General features: G+C 43.5%; 24 protein-coding genes. 14 read left to right on the top strand and 10 right to left on the bottom strand.

What is annotated here, in order from left to right; all coding sequences use genetic code 11:
* The first annotated feature begins 68 nt into the window (after positions 1 to 68).
* The 4 genes from PHI74_03345 to PHI74_03330 all read left to right on the top strand — a co-directional run bounded on the left by PHI74_03345 (position 69) and on the right by PHI74_03330 (position 2,137).
* Positions 69 to 614 (top strand): hypothetical protein, encoded by a 546-nt coding sequence (locus PHI74_03345; GenBank protein MDD5485048.1) that lies wholly within the window; start codon positions 69 to 71, stop codon positions 612 to 614.
* 75 nt (positions 615 to 689) lie between these two features.
* Positions 690 to 920 carry a thioredoxin family protein gene (locus PHI74_03340; protein ID MDD5485047.1) on the top strand — a complete coding sequence of 77 codons (231 nt, stop codon included), beginning with the start codon at positions 690 to 692 and terminating at the stop codon, positions 918 to 920.
* A 68-nt stretch (positions 921 to 988) separates the two neighbouring features.
* Positions 989 to 1,438: a hypothetical protein gene (locus PHI74_03335; GenBank protein ID MDD5485046.1), complete on the top strand. Its 450-nt coding sequence runs from the start codon at positions 989 to 991 to the stop codon at positions 1,436 to 1,438.
* 39 nt (positions 1,439 to 1,477) lie between these two features.
* The gene (locus PHI74_03330; protein MDD5485045.1) at positions 1,478 to 2,137 is read left to right on the top strand and encodes a cytochrome c biogenesis protein CcdA; all 660 of its coding nucleotides are present in this window, start codon (positions 1,478 to 1,480) and stop codon (positions 2,135 to 2,137) included.
* A gap of 168 nt (positions 2,138 to 2,305) precedes the next feature.
* Here PHI74_03330 and PHI74_03325 read toward each other — a convergent pair whose 3' ends face one another.
* From PHI74_03325 to PHI74_03285, 9 genes are all read right to left on the bottom strand, one after another.
* Entirely contained in the window at positions 2,306 to 3,841 is a 1,536-nt protein-coding gene (locus tag PHI74_03325) for a hypothetical protein (protein MDD5485044.1), read from the bottom strand.
* 162 nt (positions 3,842 to 4,003) lie between these two features.
* Positions 4,004 to 5,062, bottom strand: a complete 1,059-nt coding sequence (gene cobT / locus PHI74_03320) for a nicotinate-nucleotide--dimethylbenzimidazole phosphoribosyltransferase (GenBank protein MDD5485043.1) — start codon at positions 5,060 to 5,062, stop codon at positions 4,004 to 4,006.
* Positions 5,063 to 5,680 (bottom strand): hypothetical protein, encoded by a 618-nt coding sequence (locus PHI74_03315; GenBank protein ID MDD5485042.1) that lies wholly within the window; start codon positions 5,678 to 5,680, stop codon positions 5,063 to 5,065.
* Between the two features lie 2 nt (positions 5,681 to 5,682).
* On the bottom strand, positions 5,683 to 6,972 hold the full coding sequence (locus PHI74_03310; GenBank protein MDD5485041.1) for an ABC transporter ATP-binding protein: 1,290 nt from the start codon (positions 6,970 to 6,972) through the stop codon (positions 5,683 to 5,685).
* An 11-nt stretch (positions 6,973 to 6,983) separates the two neighbouring features.
* The gene (locus PHI74_03305) at positions 6,984 to 8,018 is read right to left on the bottom strand and encodes an iron chelate uptake ABC transporter family permease subunit (protein MDD5485040.1); all 1,035 of its coding nucleotides are present in this window, start codon (positions 8,016 to 8,018) and stop codon (positions 6,984 to 6,986) included.
* 179 nt (positions 8,019 to 8,197) lie between these two features.
* Positions 8,198 to 8,851, bottom strand: coding sequence for a precorrin-6y C5,15-methyltransferase (decarboxylating) subunit CbiE (cbiE, locus tag PHI74_03300; GenBank protein ID MDD5485039.1), 654 nt, complete (start codon positions 8,849 to 8,851; stop codon positions 8,198 to 8,200).
* Between the two features lie 16 nt (positions 8,852 to 8,867).
* Positions 8,868 to 9,806 (bottom strand): cobalamin-binding protein, encoded by a 939-nt coding sequence (locus tag PHI74_03295; protein MDD5485038.1) that lies wholly within the window; start codon positions 9,804 to 9,806, stop codon positions 8,868 to 8,870.
* Positions 9,807 to 10,038: 232 nt separating this feature from the next.
* Complete coding sequence (locus PHI74_03290) at positions 10,039 to 10,842, bottom strand: carbon-nitrogen hydrolase family protein (GenBank protein MDD5485037.1); 804 nt, start codon at positions 10,840 to 10,842, stop codon at positions 10,039 to 10,041.
* 93 nt (positions 10,843 to 10,935) lie between these two features.
* Positions 10,936 to 13,008, bottom strand: coding sequence for a helical backbone metal receptor (locus PHI74_03285; GenBank protein ID MDD5485036.1), 2,073 nt, complete (start codon positions 13,006 to 13,008; stop codon positions 10,936 to 10,938).
* 112 nt (positions 13,009 to 13,120) lie between these two features.
* Between PHI74_03285 and PHI74_03280 the strand changes: the two genes are divergently transcribed.
* Genes PHI74_03280 through PHI74_03250 form a run of 7 tightly spaced genes read left to right on the top strand, consistent with a single transcriptional unit; the run spans position 13,121 to position 19,062 of the window.
* Complete coding sequence (locus PHI74_03280) at positions 13,121 to 14,548, top strand: cobyric acid synthase (GenBank protein ID MDD5485035.1); 1,428 nt, start codon at positions 13,121 to 13,123, stop codon at positions 14,546 to 14,548.
* Positions 14,545 to 15,048: an AAA family ATPase gene (locus tag PHI74_03275; GenBank protein ID MDD5485034.1), complete on the top strand. Its 504-nt coding sequence runs from the start codon at positions 14,545 to 14,547 to the stop codon at positions 15,046 to 15,048. Before PHI74_03280 ends, PHI74_03275 begins: the two co-directional genes overlap by 4 nt.
* Positions 15,048 to 16,373 (top strand): aminotransferase class I/II-fold pyridoxal phosphate-dependent enzyme, encoded by a 1,326-nt coding sequence (locus PHI74_03270; protein MDD5485033.1) that lies wholly within the window; start codon positions 15,048 to 15,050, stop codon positions 16,371 to 16,373. Before PHI74_03275 ends, PHI74_03270 begins: the two co-directional genes overlap by 1 nt.
* Positions 16,370 to 17,257 (top strand): cobalamin biosynthesis protein, encoded by an 888-nt coding sequence (locus PHI74_03265; GenBank protein MDD5485032.1) that lies wholly within the window; start codon positions 16,370 to 16,372, stop codon positions 17,255 to 17,257. The genes PHI74_03270 and PHI74_03265 overlap by 4 nt, the downstream gene beginning before the upstream one ends.
* 17 nt (positions 17,258 to 17,274) lie before the next feature.
* The gene (locus PHI74_03260; protein ID MDD5485031.1) at positions 17,275 to 17,742 is read left to right on the top strand and encodes a phosphatidylglycerophosphatase A; all 468 of its coding nucleotides are present in this window, start codon (positions 17,275 to 17,277) and stop codon (positions 17,740 to 17,742) included.
* Complete coding sequence (cobS, locus tag PHI74_03255; protein ID MDD5485030.1) at positions 17,735 to 18,478, top strand: adenosylcobinamide-GDP ribazoletransferase; 744 nt, start codon at positions 17,735 to 17,737, stop codon at positions 18,476 to 18,478. The genes PHI74_03260 and cobS overlap by 8 nt, the downstream gene beginning before the upstream one ends.
* Positions 18,463 to 19,062, top strand: a complete 600-nt coding sequence (locus PHI74_03250; GenBank protein ID MDD5485029.1) for an NTP transferase domain-containing protein — start codon at positions 18,463 to 18,465, stop codon at positions 19,060 to 19,062. Before cobS ends, PHI74_03250 begins: the two co-directional genes overlap by 16 nt.
* Positions 19,063 to 19,223: 161 nt before the next feature.
* On the opposite strand, the gene PHI74_03245 is transcribed toward PHI74_03250, so the two are convergent.
* Positions 19,224 to 19,847: a CBS domain-containing protein gene (locus tag PHI74_03245; protein MDD5485028.1), complete on the bottom strand. Its 624-nt coding sequence runs from the start codon at positions 19,845 to 19,847 to the stop codon at positions 19,224 to 19,226.
* Between the two features lie 60 nt (positions 19,848 to 19,907).
* Here PHI74_03245 and PHI74_03240 point away from each other — a divergent pair, with 60 nt between their 5' ends.
* The 3 genes from PHI74_03240 to PHI74_03230 are packed head-to-tail and all read left to right on the top strand — an operon-like array spanning position 19,908 to position 22,549.
* Positions 19,908 to 21,446: a homocysteine biosynthesis protein gene (locus tag PHI74_03240; GenBank protein ID MDD5485027.1), complete on the top strand. Its 1,539-nt coding sequence runs from the start codon at positions 19,908 to 19,910 to the stop codon at positions 21,444 to 21,446.
* A gap of 24 nt (positions 21,447 to 21,470) precedes the next feature.
* Positions 21,471 to 21,854 carry a 4Fe-4S binding protein gene (locus PHI74_03235; GenBank protein MDD5485026.1) on the top strand — a complete coding sequence of 128 codons (384 nt, stop codon included), beginning with the start codon at positions 21,471 to 21,473 and terminating at the stop codon, positions 21,852 to 21,854.
* Positions 21,851 to 22,549: a UPF0280 family protein gene (locus PHI74_03230; protein ID MDD5485025.1), complete on the top strand. Its 699-nt coding sequence runs from the start codon at positions 21,851 to 21,853 to the stop codon at positions 22,547 to 22,549. The genes PHI74_03235 and PHI74_03230 overlap by 4 nt, the downstream gene beginning before the upstream one ends.
* Positions 22,550 to 22,779: the final 230 nt, after the last annotated feature.

Raw genomic sequence — 22,779 nt, 5'->3', positions numbered from 1 at the left:
TGCTTATATGAGCGAAGGATTATGTATATATATGTGTAACTCCATAAACATTGGGTGGTAGAAAAAATATGGAATGCAAAATTGGCTTGGTTTTAATATTGAGCGTGCTAACACTAACTTTTTCAGGATGTGTCGAAGAAGAGCTAGTCATGCCCTCCCAGCCTATAGCACCAAGAGTTGAGGCTGCTCCAACACCAACTCCAACGCTTAAACCAACACCGGCTCCAACACCAACGCCAGCCCCAACGATTACAACACCAACTGTTATCGTTACAACTCCAGCGGCTCCAACTGCTCTACTATCCTGGCGTAGTGTTACCAACTTCACGGGAAACGGCTCCTTTACCAGCAACCCCTTCCAAATTGATGGGCTTGTTTGGCGAGTACATTGGAGCTATACAGCGGACCCATCAGCTCCTAGTTCAACTTTCTCTCTCGACGTATGGAGAGAATATAGGGCGTGCCCAGCCTGTGAATTTCCTCTTGGATCTGCGTATATGACTGCTGCTAATGGGAGTGGTGTCGTGGATGTGTTTCCAGGTAATTCCACCTATTATGTGGAGGTGTTCGCCGATAACGTAGAATGGACACTTGCAGTCGAAGAATTCGTCTGATCAAGTGATGCATTCGGTTATAAATCTTGGACTAAAGAAGCCTCAAAAAAAGAACGTGTATATGAGGTTCCTTATATGGAAATAAAAATACTTGGAGTAGGCTGCCCGAAGTGCGAGAGAATGGAAAAGAACGTGAAGAAAGTGATTGAGGATATCGGAATACGGGCGGAAGTGGAGAAGGTAAAGGACATTGAAAATATGATGGAATACGGCATCATGATGACTCCAGCCCTCGTCATAAATAATAAGACCAAATGTCAGGGCAGAATTCCAAGCACAGAAGAGATCAAAAGTTGGTTGAAGTGAAAATGAGATAATGTGAGTTACGATAAATCGAACAGAATACTGGAATAATCAAAGGGTGGGCTATTAAAATGAAACTGACCATAAACAAACAAGCAATGCTGATACTTGTTTTAATAATGGTTTCGATAATGGTGCCCCCCTCTTTTTTGCCTAAAAGCGATTATGGCACTGAAACTACCGGCGCAAAGCCTGGAACTACCGCGCCTGGAACTACCAGCCCCAAGATCGAGGTAATCATGTTCTATGGTGCTACGCGATGCGATAGTTGCAATAATGTGGAAAAATGGACTCTGGAGGTTTTGCAGGAATACCATAAAGAAGAGTTTAATCAGGGATCGATAACCTTTCAAGCTGTATGCGCGCCCAAAAATCCAGATTTAGTTATTAAGTATAACGTACAAGCTAAATCGCTTTATATCAACGGAGTGGAATTCCCGGAGGCTTTTCAGTATTCTGATTCCGATGACCATGATACGTTCGTAAAGCTGCTGAACCAGAAGCTGGAGAGCATCAAATAGAGGTGAAATAACACGGATCTCACTGTAATCACTGTTTTATTGGCTGGCTTTGTCATCTCCATAGAGCCTTGTGCCATCACCGTTGATTTGTTGATTCTGGGGTACATCCTCGGGGCTGAACATGCTGAAAATGCCCGCAGGGGGCTTGCAAAGGGCTTCCTGGCAGGTCTCACCTTTATTTTTGGCAGGTCGCTGACCTATGCCCTGATGGGCGGTTTGGTCTCCTTCATCGGCTCCACCTCCATAAGGGCTTATGCCGGCTCAGCTGCGAACGCCATAATCGGTCCGATTCTGGTATTTGTCGGGCTGATAATGCTCGATGTCGTTCATTTGGATCTTGGCGGTAATACCAAAATCCTTGAAGCGAGAAACAAGTTGGCATCCTATGGAATCTTTGGTACATTACTTTTGGGCATATTGTTCGGGATTGCCATATATCCCTGCAGCACGCCCGTTTTGATCGCACTTCTGTCGATGGTTGCGGTAAAAGCCAACATAGCGCAAGGAACGTTCCTCATGTTCCTGTATGGGTTGGCTCTCGGTGCACCGTTGCCCTTCCTCGCAAGCGGGGTCGTCAGCATGAAGTCCTATGTGGAAAAGACGAAGGGGGCAGGTCTGCTTTTCAAAAAGGCTGCCGGATTGATATTGATTGGTTTCGGGGTTTATTATCTGCTTCCGTATTTGAGTGGGAATTTATAAATCTGATTTTTTTTTACGATTTGTCAAGGTCCTGTAACAGTCCTCATATGACTCTCGGAAAGTAGCAATTTTTGTTGAAGGGCTGGAAAGCCTACTCCTATTATGGGGGTGAATGATTTGATAATAGAGTTGAAAAGGATATGCACTGTATTCAAACTTAAAAAACGTTTATGTGCTTGGGGTGTAATACTCAATGGCAAATATGCCAATAACTAGGGGTATATAAATCCATATATAACTATATTTCAGCATAAGCAAAATATTAGTGCTTGAGATGTACACTCCCCTCAAAAGTGCTATAACATACAATATACCAGCCAATGGATTATATCTGAATAAATTACAAAACCTTTTAACAATATCTTTTTCTAATAATTTTTTGAACTTTACTTTTATAACTATTCTAAATATACTGCCTATAACTAGTATGAGTCCAACTAAAACATTTATGATTAAAATATTATCCCCCGTTTTCTTTTCATATGATGAATATTCTACTATAATAAGATCGCCCAATGGTTTTTTTCCTTCAAAAAGCCACACCGCCCTATTACTATCACTGGCACTCAAATCGGAAATCAAATAACCTTTTAGACTTACATTTGGATTAATATAATAATCCTCTGGGGTATTTAGTTCTAAAGTGACTTTTGAATCTGGGGAATCTAAATTATAAGCAACCTGATAAGTTAAACGTTTTGAGAAACCATCTGGCAATTTTTCTATAAAGCCTAATCCCCGATCAAGCTCATAGTGAATGTGGATATTCTCTCCTTTTTCAAGATAATAACCTACAAATAACTTTTTATTATTTATATCGTCCCAGATATAATATCCTAGTTTTTTATTTGATTGAGTTTCTGCTAAAAAAACGTTTAAGTCATCATATTTCTCAATATGTCTTTCATTTAGAGATACCGACCCCTCTTTTAGAATATCTTTTGTTGAAAGTTCTATTATAGAGAATCCCGTACCTTCACTGTAAAAATAGAGATCGCAAATTTCGGTAATTGTATCGTCCTGATGCACGTTAATCATTATATTTTGAGTTGTTTGTTTTGATGTCCTATTATAAAATAAAAAACTAACTTTTTCAGTATCAGGATATGTTGTTTTTCTAGTAAAATTGGTAGAATAAAACCCATTATCTTGATAACCTATTCTTACGTCTGAAGTGAAAGCTGCTGCACTCCAACCCTTTTTATTTGAAAAGATTATTAAATCATATTCATATGTTTTTTCAAAGGATGTTTTTGGAAACGTTGTATACAAGTCAAACACAAAGTTAGTGCCACTATATTCTTTGAAATTTTCAATGTAATATGTATATTCAACAGTAAAAGGTGCGCTTAAATTATCCGTTATTGCAATGCTCTTAAGGTGAAGATTGGGTTTAAATTCCTCAGTATATATGCCGAAGTTTGAATAGTCTTTTCCATTAACTTTGACAGAAACGTTTGTTATTTTATAATCTAGGGGGTGGTCATCTGATATTAATAGTGGTACTTCTTGAAAATAATCAAAATTTACATAGGTCGATGATACAACTTTGATATTACCGTCCTCTTCCAATGTTACTGTAGTAATTCTATTAATTTTATGGTTATCATCTTCTAAAGCCATTGCTTCTAATGTAAAAACTTGAGGTAGATTTATCACAAATAAAATTACTAAAAATAGAAGAGCTAATTTACTTATTTTCATTATGATTTCTATTTTAGGTTAATATATTATATAATTTCTTTGGCTACCTACTCCGAAGCCCATCTGAAACCTCTCAAGAGAACGAAATAATTTTAAATTTCAAAGATTTTCCAAAATTGAAACTATAAAAGCAACTCAGAAACACCATTAAAAAATCAAATCCTATACCTCGTCATCCATCGCCCTTGACACTCCTGCATCCTCAAAGGTTGCCATTTCCGTCAGTATCTTTACACTCGCCTCCACTATGCCAATTCCAAGAGCTGCACCAGTCCCCTCCCCCAGTCTCATATTCAGGTCCAGTAATGGCCTCAACCCCATTCTTTTTAACAGTAACCTGTGGCCGATCTCGACCGAGTTGTGAGAGGCGATTAAATATTTCTTTGCCAGAGGAGCAAGCTCTGTTGCTAGAAGTCCGCTGGCAGCGGAAATGAATCCGTCCATCACCACCGGTATCCTGTGGGCTGCGGCGCCCAAAATAACCCCCGCCAACCCTCCGATCTCGAACCCTCCGACCTTTGCCAGGACATCCAAGGGATCCTTTTTGTCCGGAGAGTTGACTTCCAGCGCCCTCTTGATCACCCTTATCTTGTTATCATACATCTCATCCTTTATTCCGGTCCCTCTGCCGGTAACTTTTTCCACACTCTCTCCTGTGACCGCAGCGACTATGGCAGAGCTTGCCGTCGTATTGCCGATGCCCATGTCTCCTATTCCCACGATATCCACTCCTTTCTTGATTTCCTCTTCCAGTACCTCTACCCCTGCCTCAACTGACCTTATGGCTTCATCATAGCTCATCGCTGCCCCTCGGGCAATATTTTTTGTGCCATAGCCTACCTTTTTATTGATCACATTTTGCCCTATGTCACTAGCGACTCCCATATCCACTACCATCACCCTGGCGCCTATATGCCTAGCCAGGACGTTTATCGCCGCTCCGCCGTGAATGAAATTGTCGACCATCTGCAGGGTTACTTCCTTGGGAAAAGCGCTCACCTCCTCCTCCACAACCCCATGATCGCCTGCCATCGTTAGGATGACCTTGTCCCTTATTTTGGGCATGGGGTTTCCTGTTATGCCTGCCACTTGAATGGATAGTTTCTCCAGGATTCCTAGGCTGTCTTTGGGCTTGGTCAAAAAATCTTGCCGTTCTTTGGCAAGTTTCATCGCTTTTTCATCCAGCGGCTTGATTCGATCAATCGTTTCTTCGATCCTCAATTAACATTCCCCCAATAGGGTGCATGCAGCAGCCCATGCAGCTCGCTCCGCCTCTCTCTCGCTGTCCCCGGTGCCTATTATCAAAACGTCGCCCTTTTTCATTTTCATATCCTCACAGAGCATCCTCATTCTTGCTTGCATGTTCTCATCGGCATTTATCATCGGAATTCTCGGACCGGTTTCATCAAATATGAGCGTTGATGCGCCAACGGCGCCCGCTAAAATTGCAGCATCCCTCTGCATCATTCCCGATTTTATTTTATGAGCAGCATCTCTAACGATAACTGCACTATTCTCTTTTCCGAGCGTTATGTACCCGACATCTATCTTTGGGTGGTGTGAAACTCTCTTTTTGAGTTCTTCCAACATTTTGTTTCCTTTCTTTGTCAGATGGCATCCGGTGGGAGAGGCCTTAACTAGCCCTACATCTTGCAACTTCTCTATCATGGTGCGTGCGGTCCCCTCACCTACGCCGAGAAGCTCCCCCAGCGTCTTTCTACCCAAGGGGTTTTTACCAATGTTGAAGAATGCCATAATCACATGGAAATCCGAATAGTTTGGCGATGCCCCCCTCTTGGGAGTGCTTAACCCCCCGGTTATCTTCAAGATAGTATGCATCTTCACCTCGCTATTTCTTCGATAATCGATAAAACCTCTTTCATGTTATGCAGAACAACTGCACCGTTATCTTTCAATCTGTTGTATATTCTCTTTGCCTCTCCACGGGTAAAGTCTCTTTTTTCGATGGGCTCCTCCTCTATGAGAAGCACTGGTTTACGTTCCAAAGCCACTTCGGCTGCCTCTAGGTTTTTCAGGTTACCATAGCCAAATGGTATGCTCGTCAGCACGACAGCATCCGCTTTATCAATCAGCTCTAAGTTGGCCTCATGTGCCTCACAGGAAATGGATGAAAATGGGGCCTCGCTTACCATGGGGATGCCCAGATAATTCATTTCGTGATCGGTGTCTATCGCATTAAGTACGCCAGCAGTTACCTTATACCCCTTCTCGATGAGAAGATGCATCAACTGCGAGCCAGTACCAGCACCGCATATTATGTGAACGAAAAACATCCTTTTTGGAGCGCCCTGGGAATCAGGAGGAGTCCTGCTCTCTCTTCTCGGAAGTAAAGTAACGTATATCGAGTTAGTTGCGGGTTGTCTTTTGATCAGTACCTCCACACCGTATACCCTTTTGATGTTTTCAGCAGTCAGAACCTCTTCTGGTGAGCCCAGAGAAAATATCTTTCCGTGATGTATCAACATAAGGCGATCGCAATACAGCGAGGCCAGGTTGAGATTGTGGAAGACAGCTATGACGATTATGCCCTCTTCTTTGCTCAATCTCTTTATTAAATCCAATATCTCTATTTGGTGACCGATGTCAAGGTGATCGGTAGGTTCATCCAGGAGAAGAACTTTGGGTTCCTGTGCAAGGGCTCTTGCGATGATGACTCGCTGCTTTTCGCCACCGCTTAACTCGTTGATCGGCCTTTCGGAAAGGTGCCATGTGTTTGTCAACTCCATCGCTTTTCTGGCAATAGCTAGATCATCAGCGCTTTCTGCATCAAATCGACCTAGGTGGGGGGTTCTCCCCATAAGCACGATCTCTAGTGCAGTAAAAGCAAAGGTTATCACTGACTCCTGGGGGACCACAGCTAATTTTTTTGCCACCTCTTTGCTTGGCAGGGCGTAAACATCTTTTTCATCCAGGAGAATGGCACCCATATAGGGTCGTAGCGTCCTGCTAATGCTCCTAATCAACGTTGATTTGCCTGAGGCGTTCGGTCCGATTATTCCTATGAAGTCGCCTCCAAGAGCGGATAGCTCGATGCCCTCCAGAACCGAGGTACTTTCATAGCGACAGGCAATGTTATTGATTTTGAGAGTGACGGATGTCATTTTATTCATTGTCCTCCTGCTTAGTATAGGGATTTCTTTTTCTTTCGTAAAAGGTAAATGAAGAAGGGGGCACCAAAGATTGATGTAATGATGCCCACCGGTATCTCTGTGGGAGCGATGATGGTTCTTGCCAGGGTGTCAGCCCAAACCAAGAAGACTCCTCCGACGAGAGCGGAGCATGGTAGGAGAATCCGGTGATCCGGTCCCACCAAAATTCTCATGGCATGGGGTATTATCAGGCCAACGAATCCAATTATTCCACTGACGGCAACTGCGGACGCAGTTATCAACGAGGTAAAAATCATCATGATCTTTTTCAATCTCTCCACTTCTACGCCCAGGTGCTGAGCCGGCTCCTCATCCAGAAGCATTACGTTCAAATCTCTGGCGAAGATGTAAATGATCATCATGCCAATCAAGATCCAGGGAAGGGTCATCCAGACATCATCCCACGAGCTGGCCCAGAGCCCCCCCATCAGCCAAAAAACGATCCCATGTAATTTTTCGCCTGAGATATACATCATAAATGAAGTAATGGCTGACAGGAAAAGAGTTACCGCTATCCCGGAAAGGAGCAGTGTACTCGTAGGGAGTTTGCCCCCCACTCTTGCGATGCTATAGACCAGAAAGATGGCGCCCATTGCAAAAATAAACGCCATCAATGGTACTATGTACATGCTCAGGGAGGCGAGTGTAACCATGGCTAATGTCGCACCTAGGGCAGCGCCTGCAGAAATTCCAATTACATAAGGGTCTGCCATGGGATTTTTAAACAATCCTTGCATTGTCGTACCAGCAACACCCAGGGCAGCTCCGACAAGGACCCCCAAGATGATTCGCGGCAACCTTATCTGGAAGACTATGGTTTCCTCTGAAACAGACCATGAGGGAGCAACCTTTAATAACGGCAGTCTACTGGCCAGCATCTTTAAAACAATCAGTGGGGGTATGTGTGCCGGACCCAAGGTTGCTGTTATGACAATGGTTACTCCCAGGACAACTATTAGGTAGGTTATAATCAATTTCCAATGGAGGATTTTTTCAAGATAGTTCAAAGCTTCCTCCCAATTCTACCAAATTTCAATAACTTCGCTTTTCAAGGATATGCCCCAGTTTCGATGAGATGTTAGGTATTTTCTAGTTTCATCCACTGCCCTACCTATTTCTTCCTGGTCGGCCAAGGAGTTCCAGAAAAGGGGATCCATCCATCATTCATTTTGCTCTTCATTATGCCTCACTTCCCAATTACCACCACCGAGAGATAGGTGAAGGTCTTCCCTATAAGTTCCTTTAGATTTCCATGAAACACCCTCTCATTTTCCAATGTCAGATTTTCATATACGGTGATGGGCATCTTGTCATCAATACCACCGGATAGGAGAAATTTTGCAATATCTTTCGGCATAAACCGTGACTCAGAAAGTAGAAGGACTGTATGTCCACCTCTTACGCTATCCAACAGATTTTGCTTTTTCTTCTCTAAATCCTCACTTACATGAAATGTTAGCAAAACGATCTCATCCCAGGCTAGCTTGGATTTAGCCGCAGCTATCTGGACTGAACTAATTCCTGGAATTATTTCTGCATCTGGGAAGCGATCATAAATATCCTCTATGCCTGAGCTGCCGGAAAAATTTGGGTCACCCGAGCGCAATATGGAGCAATTCTTGCCAGAGGTCACTTCCCTCGTTATGTAATCCAATTTCTCATTTCGGTTCGACCATGTCATCTTAATGATCGTTTTATCGTGGGTTAACTCTCTGACAGCATTCAGACAAAGATCGTAACCTGCCACTATGTCCGATCCTTCGATCGCTTTTATAGCTTTTTGCGTAAGATATTCAGGCGATCCAGGGCCAATTCCCACAACCCATGTTTTGCCTTTCATACTCTATCGCTCACTTTTATTTAAATAATTCTGGATGGATATATATAGCTATCTCTTCTAACCCGTCTACGATCCTAGGGCCTTTACGGGAGATGATGTCACCATCGATTCCATATACCCTGTCATTCTTGACAGCGCTTATCGCATCCCATCCAGGCTGACCTTTCAAATCCTGTGCTGTTATTTCTATTGTACCCATCTGTTTGTTAAAAATGATCACATCAGGATCACGTTCGATTAACAATTCCGAGTTATATACTACGTATCTTGCATCTGCATCTGCAGCGATGTTGTATCCTCCTGCTAGTTGAATTAGGATATGGGCTAATGACCCCGGACCAGCTACTCTTAATGGGTCAAGCTCAAGGATAAATAGGGCTTTGGGTAATTGTCCCTCATTTAAGCTCTTCGTGTTATCAGTTATGGCTTTGATTTTATCTCTCATGTTTGCTGTTAATTCCTGAGCGATCTCCTCTCTTCCAGTAATTTTTCCAATTAGCTCTACATCCTCCAGTATTTCATCTACATCATCCGCGCCCAAAGCTACTACGGATAAACCAAGTTTTTCCAACTCTTCCACGACGGCTTTTTGTAGACTGGAGTCAGCTAAAATTAAATCAGGCTTTAAAGCAACAACTTTTTCTATGTTTACACTGACAAAGCCACCAATTTCCTCTTTCTCCTGTGCTTCAGGAGGGTAATTGCAATATCTTGTTACACCCACAACTTTATCTCCCAATCCAAGAGCGAAAAGTATCTCGGTATTGCTGGGTGACAGAGAGACAATTCTATTCAGTTCTTTAGGTATAATCACATCTCTTCCTAAGTCGTCTGTAACGGTTAATGGCTGCTCTTCTATCATTGGTGATAATTTGATACAACCACCAGATGCCATAAGAAGCACGATCATCAGGCATATCCATGTCTTCTTCCAATGAAAGATTTTCTCTCTCATGCTATTTTTCACCGCTTCCTATCGCAAGCCTTCGCTCACCTTTAAACAGATACGTTTCGCAAATACTCCTTTGTTACCTTCACCCAATCCTCGACCGCTCCTGCAGTTGTCTTTCTCTAATGATCTTTATGTGAGGAAACGTCTCATTTCTGAATGGAATACTTGGATCGACATTGGCTATAAACTTGGTAGTTCTTTCTATTTCCTCGCAAATATGTGATGTGCTATGTGTTCATGTTGCCTTATTTCTTGATAAGTCTAGTTCGGCTGAAACGATTTCTTCCATGTTTTCTTCCATGGCCTCTTTCGCGATGCCCCAAGGTGAGACTATGGCACTTCTGCTGCCCACCTTCTTTCCACTAGAGGATAAACCAACACAAGCATTCTTTAAGATGAACAAGGAATTGGCGTGGGCTATCGAAATAGATGCTGGATGCCCGTGGGTAGAGGGATGCCCCTCGGAAGGCAAAGATATTGGCAAGAATAGCACCTCTGCGCCCATCGATGCTACCGTCTTGACAATCTCTGTAGATAAGATATCAGCACATATTAGTATGCCAATTTTTACATATCCAGTATCGTAAACAAAGCATTCCTCCCCCCTTTTTAGTTCTGGCATTTCTGGTTCAGTCAAATTTATTTTTCTATATTTCCCTAGGATCTCTCCATTTTTGAGCAAAAAAGATGTATTGTAGAAGGCGTCTCCTTCCTTCTCCAGTACGCTTCCACCAATGATATAAATCCCCAGCTCTTTTGATTTGGCTCTCAGAAAAGATATCGTGGGTTGATAAATTTCATCAAATATTTCCTCTTTCGATCTATTTTCCTCTTTCGATCTGTCAAAGATAGGTGCAGAGAAGTATTCTGGCAAGCAAACAAAATCTGGAGCAAAGCTCTCGAAAGATCTATCTATCATCTCTTCTGCTCTATCTAAGTTGTCTTCTACTCGATTTCTAACTTCCATCTGGATGAGACTTACCCGCATCTCGTCAACCCTCCTTTGGACGTATAAATATAGCCATCTCCTACCATCCATCTACTATTCTAGGTTCAGCCTAGCAATAAGGTCTGTATTTATCTCATGCATTAATGTGTAAGGGGGAGAGATTCTCCCTTCATTTAGGTTTGTTTACTCTTCTCTCCGCTTCAGGACCAAATATGCGACCGCTAGGAGTCCGACTATTGCGAAGGCTGCCTCAAATCCCGGTATTCCTGGTTCTGGTGTGGGCGCTGGAGTGGGCGCTATTGTTGGCCTTACCGTTGGCATTGGTGTTGGTTTGGGTGTGGGCGCTGGGGTTGGTGTAGGTGCAGGTGTAGGCGTTGGCGTTGGAGCAGGTGTAGCTGTAGGAGTTGAAGTGGGTGCTGCTGTTGGTGCTGGTGTTGGCCTTGGAGTAGGCGCTGGAGTAGGAGTTAAAATGAGTGCTGGAGTTGGAGTAGGTGTTGGTGTTGGGGTTGGCACTGGAGTAGGAGTTGAAGTGAGTATAGGAGTAGAGGTTGGAGTAGGAATAGGAGTAGGAGTAGGTGTTGGTGGCACATACCCTCCCCCTCCTATTCCCTGACCTACAGGCGTTGGCTTTGGAGTGACTCCAGTTATGCCATAAATACTAAAGTGTGAAACGTTAGCCCAAACACATCCAGTATAACCCCCCTCCATATCTGTAGTAGAGACGCCAGTATCATATACACCGTCCATGCTATTGTCTAGTGTCTTCCACTCATCAACAGTCTCGTCATACCAGCGAAGATTCAATGTGCTTTCCAATAAATTAGACGCATCAAGTTCTGCTTGAGTATAGTACACTCTAATAACTGCCCAATTCAAATTTAAGTTCTCATCTTCTATCTTTACGAACTTTCCGAGAGAATTTTCAAAGGGCGCGCTTATCCCAAAAGGAGTGCTAGATTTTGTAATGTCAATATATGCCGAAGCATTTGACAAAGCTACAAGGTCCAAAACCAAATCATCATTCTCAGCGCTTCTTATCCTCACAGTCTTGTTTGCGGTTACATTTACTAATGGATTTGTAGAAGATATTACATTCACTCTGATCAGATCGTGTACCCGTTCCAGACCATCCACTATCCTGGGTCCAGCCCGCTCGATGATGTTGGGGTCATCTATAGCATAAATCCTTCCGTATCTATAGGCATCGGTCTTTTGAATGACCTCATTGTTCATTAAATTGTCTCTAATAAGTTCTGACCCCCCGCCCATTCCTGAGCATATTATAACCTCTGGGTTTTCATCTAATAAGCTCTCTAGATTTATCACCCCCCAACCATCAAGTTGTTCAGCGATGTTTATCCCGCCAGCTTTTTGGATCAAGTCATGGGCATATGTTCCTGAACCTGCTGTCCACAAAGGATCATACCAAACCACGTAAAGTACCCGTAGTTTTTGTGTCTCAGATAATGTACTCGTTTTGCTTGTTACAGCATCGATTCGTTGCACCATATTAGCCGCCAATGTCGAGGCATTACTCTCTTGTTTCGTTATTTTTCCGACTAATTCTATGTTATCGATTATGTCGGGGGTGGTTTTGGGGTCTAATGACACCACCATATAATTAAGATTTATTAACTGGTCAATCACATCCATGGAATTGCCATAAGCGCCCAGAATCAGATCTGGTGTTAAACTAACAATAGTTTCAACACATGGATTGTCATAGCTGCCAACCGTTGGTATGTTTTCCACTTCTGATGGGTAATCACAGTAGTCTGTAACTCCAACGACTTTATCTCCAGTCCCAACTGCAAAGAGTATCTCAGTATTGCTCGGCGATAGAGAGATGATCCTCTGCGGTTGTTTAGATATCTTCCAAACCTTTCCCAGATCATCCGTAAAAATCAGTTCTACGATGACATTCCAAGTAATTGTCTGCGTTTTTCCGTTTTCGTTGGAGCCAGAGACATTGACATAGTACGTCCCGTAAGATGAAAATGTGTAATCAAAAGTGCTTGCATTGTTATTTTGATCAACGTCGTTCAACATCCAATTCCATGTAGTGATGCTCTGGTTGGCAGTGACGTCGAACGTAACCGTTTCTCCTGTGCTGATGGTTATGTCCGTTGAATCGTCGTTCGTCTTGCTATTATGCCAATACGTTATTGTTGGTGCAGAGTTGGCATTTCCTAATCCGACACTACATGTTGCGAGCAATATGCTCGCAATGAGAAATATCGCAATCTTTCGAGACATTTTTATGGACCTCTGATACTTTCTTTTCTTTTTCAATTTTACTTGGTTAATATATCCACCTAGTTGGTTAAGTTAACCACCTTTATATAGTTTATCGTTCTATTCTATAGCTATGCCAGCGATAGCGATCCATGGGACCACTTCTAATGCAGGAAAAACGATTATAACCACCGCTCTCTGTAGAATATTTGCTGACAAAGGATATAGGGTGACTCCTTTTAAGTCTCAAAACATGTCTCTCAACTCGTGTGTACTCCCAAATGGAGGGGAGATCGCCAGAGCACAAGCATTGCAGGCACACGCTGCTAGGGTTGAGCCTACAGTCGAGATGAATCCGATATTGTTGAAGCCAAAAGCAGAGCATGTTTCCCAGGTGGTCATACGTGGCAGACCTTATGCTGATATGAACGTTAAAGAGTATCATGACTTCGTCGAGAGGCAAGGGCGGGAAATCGTTGAGACATCTCTCAAGCATCTTTCATCAGAATACGATTTAATCATCATGGAAGGGGCTGGCAGCCCGGCGGAGATCAATATATTACAACGCGATATAGTGAATATGTATCCGGCAAAATTGGCGGGGGCAAAGTGCATACTTGTACATAATATCAATTACGGCAGCACTATCGAATATCTATTCGGCACTTTGAATCTCTTGGGTAATGAAAGAGAGTTGTACAGCGGGATTATACTTAACAAGTCTCGAGGAACAGTTGATACCGTCGAGCTAGAGCGCATCCTGGAAAAACCCATTTTTGGTGTAGTTCCACACATAGAAGATCTGCATCTACCAGAGGAGGACTCCCTGTCTCTAAAAAATCAGGATGAACATTTTGATGTAGGAGTTATTCGCTTGCCTCACATGTCAAATTTCACTGACTTCGATGCACTCACATTGGAGGGGCTAAAGGTCCGCTATATATCGAGAGAGGGTGAGATCAAACGTGCTAGCGTTTTGATAATCCCAGGAACTAAGAACACGATCCTAGATTTAAAATGGTTACGTGAACAAGGGCGGGACCATGCAATAGTCCAAGCTGCGAACGACGGCAGGGTCATCATCGGGATATGTGGTGGTTATCAAATGCTTGGAAAGAGAATAATCGATAGCGGCTTTGAAAATAACGGAGAGGAGATCGACGGTCTGGGATTATTGGATGTCGTAACGAGGTTTGACTCATATACCAAGATCACTGAGCGCATTAAGGGAACCATAGTTGGAAACGGAATATTAGAAGAATTTCAGGGGAAGGAAATCACCGGTTACGAGATTCACATGGGTCAAACCTCCACAAGCTTGAAGCCCTGTTTTATTATTGACAGGGGCGGCAAAACGATCCAGGATGGTGCCATTAATGGAAGCGTATTCGGAACATACGTTCATGGTATTTTTGACAATCCTCCTATTCGAAAAGCGGTATTAAAAGCTATTCAAAAGCCCTCTGATACCCTTGAACGAGACCTGGATGATGAAATAGATAAGCTAGCCAACATCTTTTCTGCGAGCGTTGATCTCGAAAAAATAGAGGCATTGATATGAACAACCTAATGTTCTTGGGTGCGAAAAGTTGTGGAAAAAGCACCATAATAGCTTCGTTACGAAGGTTGCTCAGTGAAAGGGGCTATTGTGTATTCACCCTTAATAAGCGGGATTACGCCTCTATGGGGGCGATTGGGCGGCTCCTACACAAATATGATTGCATCCTCCTGGAGGGCGATGAGCTGACAGATGTGAAGATTGCAGATATGTTTGATGCCTCGATTGTTTTGGTCGGAGATATCGAGAGGGGTGGTGTGTTTGCCGTACTATATGGGATGTATGCACTTCTCAACGGTCAGCGTGTATCTGGCTTTTTGGTCAATAAATTCAGAGGCGATGATACTATCCTAATGCCGGGGCTGACGTTCTTGGAAGAAAAAACAGGAGTTCCGTTTCTAGGAGTAATACCCTATGTATCCGATATGGAGGATTTCGTCGAGGTTTTCAGAAGGGCTGTGGAGCCCGATTTAATATCACAAATATTGGGCGTGAATCTATAATGGTTAGAAAAGAAGCATTGGCATTAGAACGATGCATGCATGGGGGGAAGGCATCAGAAGTTATTGGTAAGAGTGGAAGGTTGATAGACTTCAGTACCAGTCTCAACCCCATGGGTCCGCCAGATGTAAGGGAAATACTACTGGATGCATGTGAAAACATCGGTAGGTATCCAGATGACCAATATGCAAAATTTAGAGAAGCTGCGGCTTCTTTTGCAGGCGTTCACAGCGAAAACATAGTTCCAGGAAATGGATCCTTAGAACTCATCCGGCTATTTGCTGAGCTCATAGTTGAGCTTGGTGACAAGGTGATAATACCTTCCCCAACTTTTTGTGAATATGAATTTAATTGCAGATTGTTCGGTGCAAAGCCCCTGTTTGTCGAAAGCTCGAAGGTGGATGGGATATCAGACAAAATGCTAGAGGAATCCAAGGCTCTTTTTATATGCAATCCTAACAATCCAACTGGAGAATTGCTTCAACGCCATAATTTGGAAGAATTGGCGCATCGCTGTGTCAAAAATGAGACCTATCTCTTTGTGGATGAAACGTTTATCGAGCTATCAGATCCGGAGCAAAGCATCTGTGATATCGCAGCCAAAGAGTATTACGTCTTTGTGTTGCGATCACTGACTAAGTGCTTTGCAATTCCCGGAGTCAGGATTGGATATGGCATAGGCTCCAGAAGGTTGGTCGAATTGATGAATAACTCGCGACTTTCATGGAATCTAAGTTGTTTTGCTGAGGCAGTTGCCATCTATCTATTTCAAAAATCTGATTACTTGGAAAAATCACGCGAGCTGATAAAGGGTGAGCGAAAATGGTTGATGAACCAATTAAGCGAAATTAAAGGCGTAAATCCCTTGGAAAGCCATGCAAATTTCATCTTGCTCGATGTTAAGGGGACCGGTCTTAGCTCTAGCAAGTTGGCGGAGTGCATGCTTTATCATGGTTTTCTTATAAGAAATTGCGATTCTTTCTCTTTGGGAGAGGGCTATGTAAGAGTGGCTGTAAGGACGAGGAAAGAAAACGAGAAACTCGTGATAGCACTAAAACAGGTCATCGATCCCAATGCCAGAGAGAGTTGTGAGCACTATCCCTGTCATTTCTTAGGACAGGATTGCACGTTCTGTTTCTGCCCATTCTACCCTTGTAAGGATAAGAGATTGGGAAAATATGTGAAAACTTCATCGGGTAGAGTTGCATGGAGTTGCATTGACTGTGAGATAATACATCAAACGGATATTGTACAGGAGATAATGGATGGACTCCTTGCAGGTGACGAATTGAGCAAAATCTGGAAAGTCATAGAGGGGAGACTATGATCTGGAAGATATTGCTAATTGCAATCCTCATCGATCTCATTTTTGGAGAACCTCCGGAAAAAATTCATCCGGTGGTATGGATGGGTAAACTCATAGATGGCTTACGATCTTATATAAGCGAATCGAAAACAGGTGGGGTTGTTTTGGCACTGATGGTTGTGGGAGGTTTTACATTAGGAGGATACTTAATCACCCTTGTACCTGGGATCGTCGGCTTGATTGTGTCAGCATATGTTTTAAAGGCGACGTTTTCCATCAATTGCCTGGCAGGCACTGCAAATATGATGGAAAAATACCTCGCGAGTGACGATCTTGAGAATGCTAAGAAGAATTTGCCCAAGCTTGTAGGAAGGGATCCATCTCAGTTGTCCAAAAAAGAGGTTACCTCTGCCGTCATAGAATCGGTTGCAGAAAATTTCGTGGATGGCATCTTTTCACCCTTGTTCTACTTCCTGCTTTTTGGCATACCCGGAGCATTGGCATACAAGGCGATCAACACCCTCGATTCCATGGTTGGACAAGGGGATTTCGGCTACTTCTCTGCAAAATTAGATGACCTGGTGAACTACATACCGGCAAGGTTATCTGTGCTCTTTATCTCGGCTGGGGCTATCTTCTATGGTTCGCCTCTTTCTGCACTGAAGATATCGAGGAGAGATCACGGATTGACAAAAAGCCCCAACTCCGGATGGCCTATGGCTGCGATGGCAGGTTCACTAGCGGTGTCTCTTAAGAAGCCGGAACATTATATACTTGGCAGTGAACTTGACATGCCGGAATCCTACCATATCAAAAGGGCAGTACGCATTATGGAAATTGCAACGACCTTTTTAATAATTGTTTCCTTTACTATCGTCTATTTTGTATATCTGCCGCTGTATTAAGGAGAGATATGATATATATGAAAATTAAAGAGTTACTCGAATCACAGGGACTATCGCCTGAAAAAATCGTTTCTGCTGCAATGCAGATGCATGTGCCTCATCCTGGTGTTGAGACCGAAGATGAGGCGAGGAGGATTTTTGGAAAAGAGCTGGAGCACGCATTGGCAGATCCGAATCTATGCGCTCTTATCTATGCTGGGCTCGCTCTTGAGAGAGATGCTGCCCAAGGATTGATCGATTTGGGGGAGAGGTACCCTCTAGATGCTTCATCACTGATCGCTGACGAGGTGCTGGGTTTGAGCATTTCAACATACATAGGCGGATATAAGGGCTTGTTTGAATACGTTCGGTGCGATAATGCCAAGCCCGGCATAGTTGCGGAACTGGGTCCTTTCATGGACGATGTGATTGCAGGGCTCATAGGGGGCATCTCGGCAAACATGTATGATGCGGGGCTTAGGATAAAGGAAGATAAAAATGAATGAGTATATCCCCCCGATAAGGGCAGGCATAGGTTTTTTCACCACCATTCCAGTTGGAATCGACGTCGAGGGCATCCAAAAGTTGAGTTCACATGCCTATCTGTTTCCGGTTATGGGCTTCATCATCGGTCTTTTGGTTGGCTGCATTGGATTTATGCTACAGTTTTTGTCAGACTATTTATTCTCTGCCTTGCTCATTGCCGTATTATATATGGTCACTGGAATGAACCATTTAGACGGATTAATGGACTTTGGAGACGCTCTACTTACACATGGCTCTGTGGAGGAGAAAATCAGGGCTATGCGTGACCCCTCTATGGGCGTGGGTGGGATTGCTTTTTGTATAGTGTCGATCCTGATCCTGTTCTCAGCCATAGCTGAACTAAAGCCAAACATACTGTTCTCGCTATTGGCGGCTGAGATTTGCGCCAAGCAATCCATGGTAACTGCAGCCCTGTTTGGAAGAAGTATGCACCAAGGATTGGGGTCCATATTCGTTGATAATGTTACCCTGCGTGATGTCCTGATTGGACTAGCCTTTTCGATGATGGGTTGTTGGCTCGCTTTAGGCCTGGTGGGAATCATTGCTTTATTTGCCGCACTTTCATCTGCATGGATAGTTGTAAGAATAGCGCATCACAACTTGGGTGGCGTGAGTGGCGATGTTCTCGGAGCTACAAATGAAATTGGGCGTATATCAGCATTAATTGTGGGAGGAGTTGCATGGACGCTCTTGTGATGGCAGGTGGGCCTGGAACTCGGTTGTGCAGGGGAGAGAAACCCCTGATAGAGTTACAGGGAAGGGCTATGATATCCTACGTATTGGATGCACTTCTACAAAGCGAGAAAGTCGATGAAATTTTTGTCGTAACATCTCCCCATACGTTGAAAACAAAAAAGCATCTGGAGGGCAAGTTCCCTGTGATCGAGACGAGAGGCGTCGGATATGTACCTGATTTGATAGAAGCTGCGGAGATTCTGGGACTAAAATCACCGTTTCTCATCGTAATGGCTGATCTGCCCCTTCTGGATTCGAAGCTAATCGATGAGGTCATCTGCGTATATCAAAAGGCGAACAAGCCGGCGCTATCGGTTTATGTCCCTCTTAAAGTTTGCAATGAGATCGGTAGGCGTCCCGATATCGTGCTAAACAGGGAAGGACGATTGATCGTGCCTGTGGGCTTGAACATCTTGGATGGGCGCTTGATAAGAGAGGAGCAGGATGAGCATTTGCTCATAATGGGGGAGCCTGCCCTTGCAGTTAATGTGAACACGACCGACGATCTGAAAATTTGGGAGAGATTTGTCGGAAAGAGGATGTGATTTATTTGATCTATCTTATCCGAATTTATAAATCGTTTTGCACGTAGTTTAAATGAAGTGGATGGGGGATATATACTATCTCAATCAATATCTCAACTATGTCCTTGATCCCAGTTACCCTCATATCCTCAAAACGATATTATCCGCTCAAAAACCCCTCTTTAAAGTTGCACGATCTTTAGCAAATCTGCTTTTGTTATTATGCCTGTTGTAATCCCCCTTTTTATTGTTAAAACTGCTGGACTGTGTTGTAATAGTGGGATAACTATCTCTACCGGGGCATCTTCGCTTATCTGAGGCAATTCTCTTTCCATCACGCTCTCTATAGGCCTTTTTGATAATTTTTTTGGGTCTTTATTTTGCACTATGTGGTTGGTTATGACTTTTTCTGTAATGATGCCAACAGGCGTATTTTCATCGTACACTGGTAGCTGTGAGATATCGTATTTTTGCATGAGCTCTATTGCCCTATGAATCGAATCTTTTTTATCCACACAGACGACCTCTTTGTTGCTAATCTCTTTCGCCAATATCGCCTTTTTTTGTTTGCCCATCTCCTTTTCCAACGCTTTGAATACCCTTTTGACGTTTCCATAGGAAGGGTCTATTTTTCCCCCCTCTATCTTTGCTATCAATGATTGACTAACGCCTGCATAACATGCCAGTTGTTTTTGCGAGAGGCCAAGACTTCTTCTCCTTTTTTGTATTTCTGCTAGATCTGGAAGCATGGTTGGTATTATGTTATGCATTCCAAGTATATATTCCCTTTGGAATATTCTATTCAACAATCTATTTATATCGGAATAACAAATTTATATAAAGATATCACTCATAGGTGGCTTAGAATGGTGGAAAAAACAGTCCAAGACATCAACCAGAAGATCAAGGATGGCAGCGTGCATGTTGTCACTGCGGAACAGATGACTGATATAGTGGACGAACTTGGTCCAGAGGATGCCGCCAGAGAGGTGGATGTTGTTACCACTGGCACCTTCGGTGCGATGTGCTCCTCAGGAGCGTTTTTGAACTTTGGGCATTCTGACCCCCCGATCAAAATGCAGAGAGTGTGGCTGAACGATGTGGAAGCATATGGTGGCATTGCAGCGGTAGATGCATACATAGGCGCCACGCAGATTTCCGAATCACGAGGGATGGAATATGGTGGCGGACATGTTATAGAAGATTTAGTAGCTCGCAAATCCGTTCACATAAGGGCCGTTGCAGATGGCACAGATTGTTATCCCAGGAAAAACATTGAAACTGAGATCACGATAGACGACTTGAATCAAGCGATCATGCTGAATCCCAGAAACGCATATCAAAGATACAATGTAGCAACAAATTCGTCTGACAGAACCTTGTATACCTATATGGACACTCTTCTTCCAAACTATGGAAATGCAACCTACTCTGGTGCTGGGGTGCTATCTCCCTTATATAATGATCCTGACTTTGAGACGATAGGCACGGGCTCCAAAATTTTTCTATGCGGTGCCCCGGGCTACATCATCGGGGAGGGGACACAACATGAACCCCAGAACGATCTTGCAACGATAATGGTTACTGGAAATCTAAAGGAGATGAATCGCGAATTTCTCAGGGGTGCTGCTTTCCATGGCTATGGCGCTACACTATATGTTGGGCTAGGGATACCGATCCCCGTTCTAAATGAAAATATTGCCAAAAAAACAGGAATAAGTGATGCAGACATCATCACAAATGTATTGGACTATTCCTCTCCGAGAAGGTTACGGCCAACGCTAAGAAAGGTCTCATATGAGGAACTAAAGTCAGGTATGATTGAGCTGGATGGTAAAGAAGTTCGTACTTCACCGTTATCCAGCTTTTTTATGGCTAGGAAAGTCGCCTCCACGCTGAAGCATTGGATCGAGCAGGGCAATTTTATGCTGTCTCAGCCCATGGAAAAACTGCCGACTGACACCCTATTTGGGCCAATGAAACAGACAAAGGAAACACCCCTTGTCAAAGACGTGATGTCAAGAAAGATGATCACGATTAGACAAGGGAAAAGCGTTGAAGATGCGGCTAAGTTGATCATGAAGGGGCAGTCCACTCATCTGCCAGTCACATCTGAAGATGATAGGTTGATAGGCATAATAACTGCGTGGGACATATCCAAAGCAGTAGCTCAGGGGAAGTATGATAAACTGGATAGGACGATGACCAGAAGAGTTATTACCGCCACATTAGACGAGCCGATAGATGTAACCGCTAGAAAATTGGAAAAACATAATATCTCAGCATTGCCAGTTATAGACAAAGATGGCAAGGTCATTGGAATGATAACGAGCGATGACATAAGCAGATTAATTGCGAAACGAAATGGATGCTCTTTCCAAGCACCTCTCGAAGAAAAACGGTAGGTAGCATTCCGTGGTGATTATGATATGAAGATATTTCTAAGGTTTGCCCCGGAAATAAATCAAGAGCCGCATATTTCAGAGGTGATACTTGAAACAGGGGCTAAATTGAACATCAATAGGGCGAGCGTAGACGCAGTAAGTGGTGAAGTTGTGGTCGATGTTCCAGATGAAAAGCTCAATGAGGTGATAAAACTATTCCGCTCAAGAGGAGTGGAGGTATCCATCTTAGAGCACCCGGTCATTCTGGATGAGGATGAATGCATTAATTGCGGTGCATGTATCTCTGTTTGCTATGTTAGAGCACTCAGTTTCAAAGATGACTGGAGCATAGCTTTGGATGAGAAACGGTGTAATCAGTGTGGTGCGTGCATAACTGCATGTCCCCACGGTGCATTGGAATTTTCATGAGAACCAGATTTCAGCTAAAAGAGACCCTTGTAACGATCACCGCCGATGAGAAATACATAGAACTTGCCAAAGAAGTTATCAGGGAGCATAGGGGGCATCTGGAGCGATACATTCTATCCGATCCTTTTTTTCAAGTCACGCTTGAACCGTATCAGGCACCAAAGAATGTGCCTGAAGTCGTGAAGAGGATGTGTGACGCTGGCAATGCTGCTGGTGTGGGACCGATGGCCGCCGTGGCTGGTACCCTTGCAGAACTGACGGTTGAAGCGATGATGCAAAAGGGTGCAAAACATGTGATAGTTGATAATGGTGGCGACATAGCATTGGTGAATGAAATCCCTGTAAACGTTGGAATCTACACGGGTGAATCTCCTATTAAAGACCTTGCGCTGCAAATAGAGCCTAGGGATTCCATGATCGGAATCTGCACCTCATCTGGTAGGGTTGGCCATTCGATCAGTTTCGGTAATTCAGATGCAGTCACTGTTGTTTCATCCAGCGCAGCACTTGCAGATGCGACTGCGACTGCATTAGGTAACAAGATAACATCTAAGAAGGACCTTGATACTTCATTTGAGGGCATCAAGAACATAGACGGTGCGCTGATAATCTATGGGGATAGCATGGCAAAATGGGGCAAACTTCCCAAAATCGTGAAAATGTCTGTGGGTCCAGAACTGATAACTAGACCCTGAATCATGAGAAAAGTTCCCAACAAAACATGGCGTCTTATCATTATTGGAATGGTGTTAGCGTTCGTAGACATTTCAATGGTCAGATTCTCCCTTTCAGTGATAAGGTCAAAGCGCTTGATGGAGCAGATGCTAAAGCACTTTCCATAGCGGTCTCAACTTTTCCTTTAGTTCCACTTTCATTCCTCAATCTTCAGCGCTTTTGGGAACGCCTTCCTTCTAATGTTCATCAT

The organism is Methanocellales archaeon, assembly GCA_028715985.1.
In the GTDB taxonomy this organism is placed as follows: domain Archaea; phylum Halobacteriota; class UBA148; order UBA148; family UBA148; genus UBA148.
Note: the sequence above shows the minus strand (reverse complement) of the source record. Positions and strands in the feature narration are given on the sequence as shown.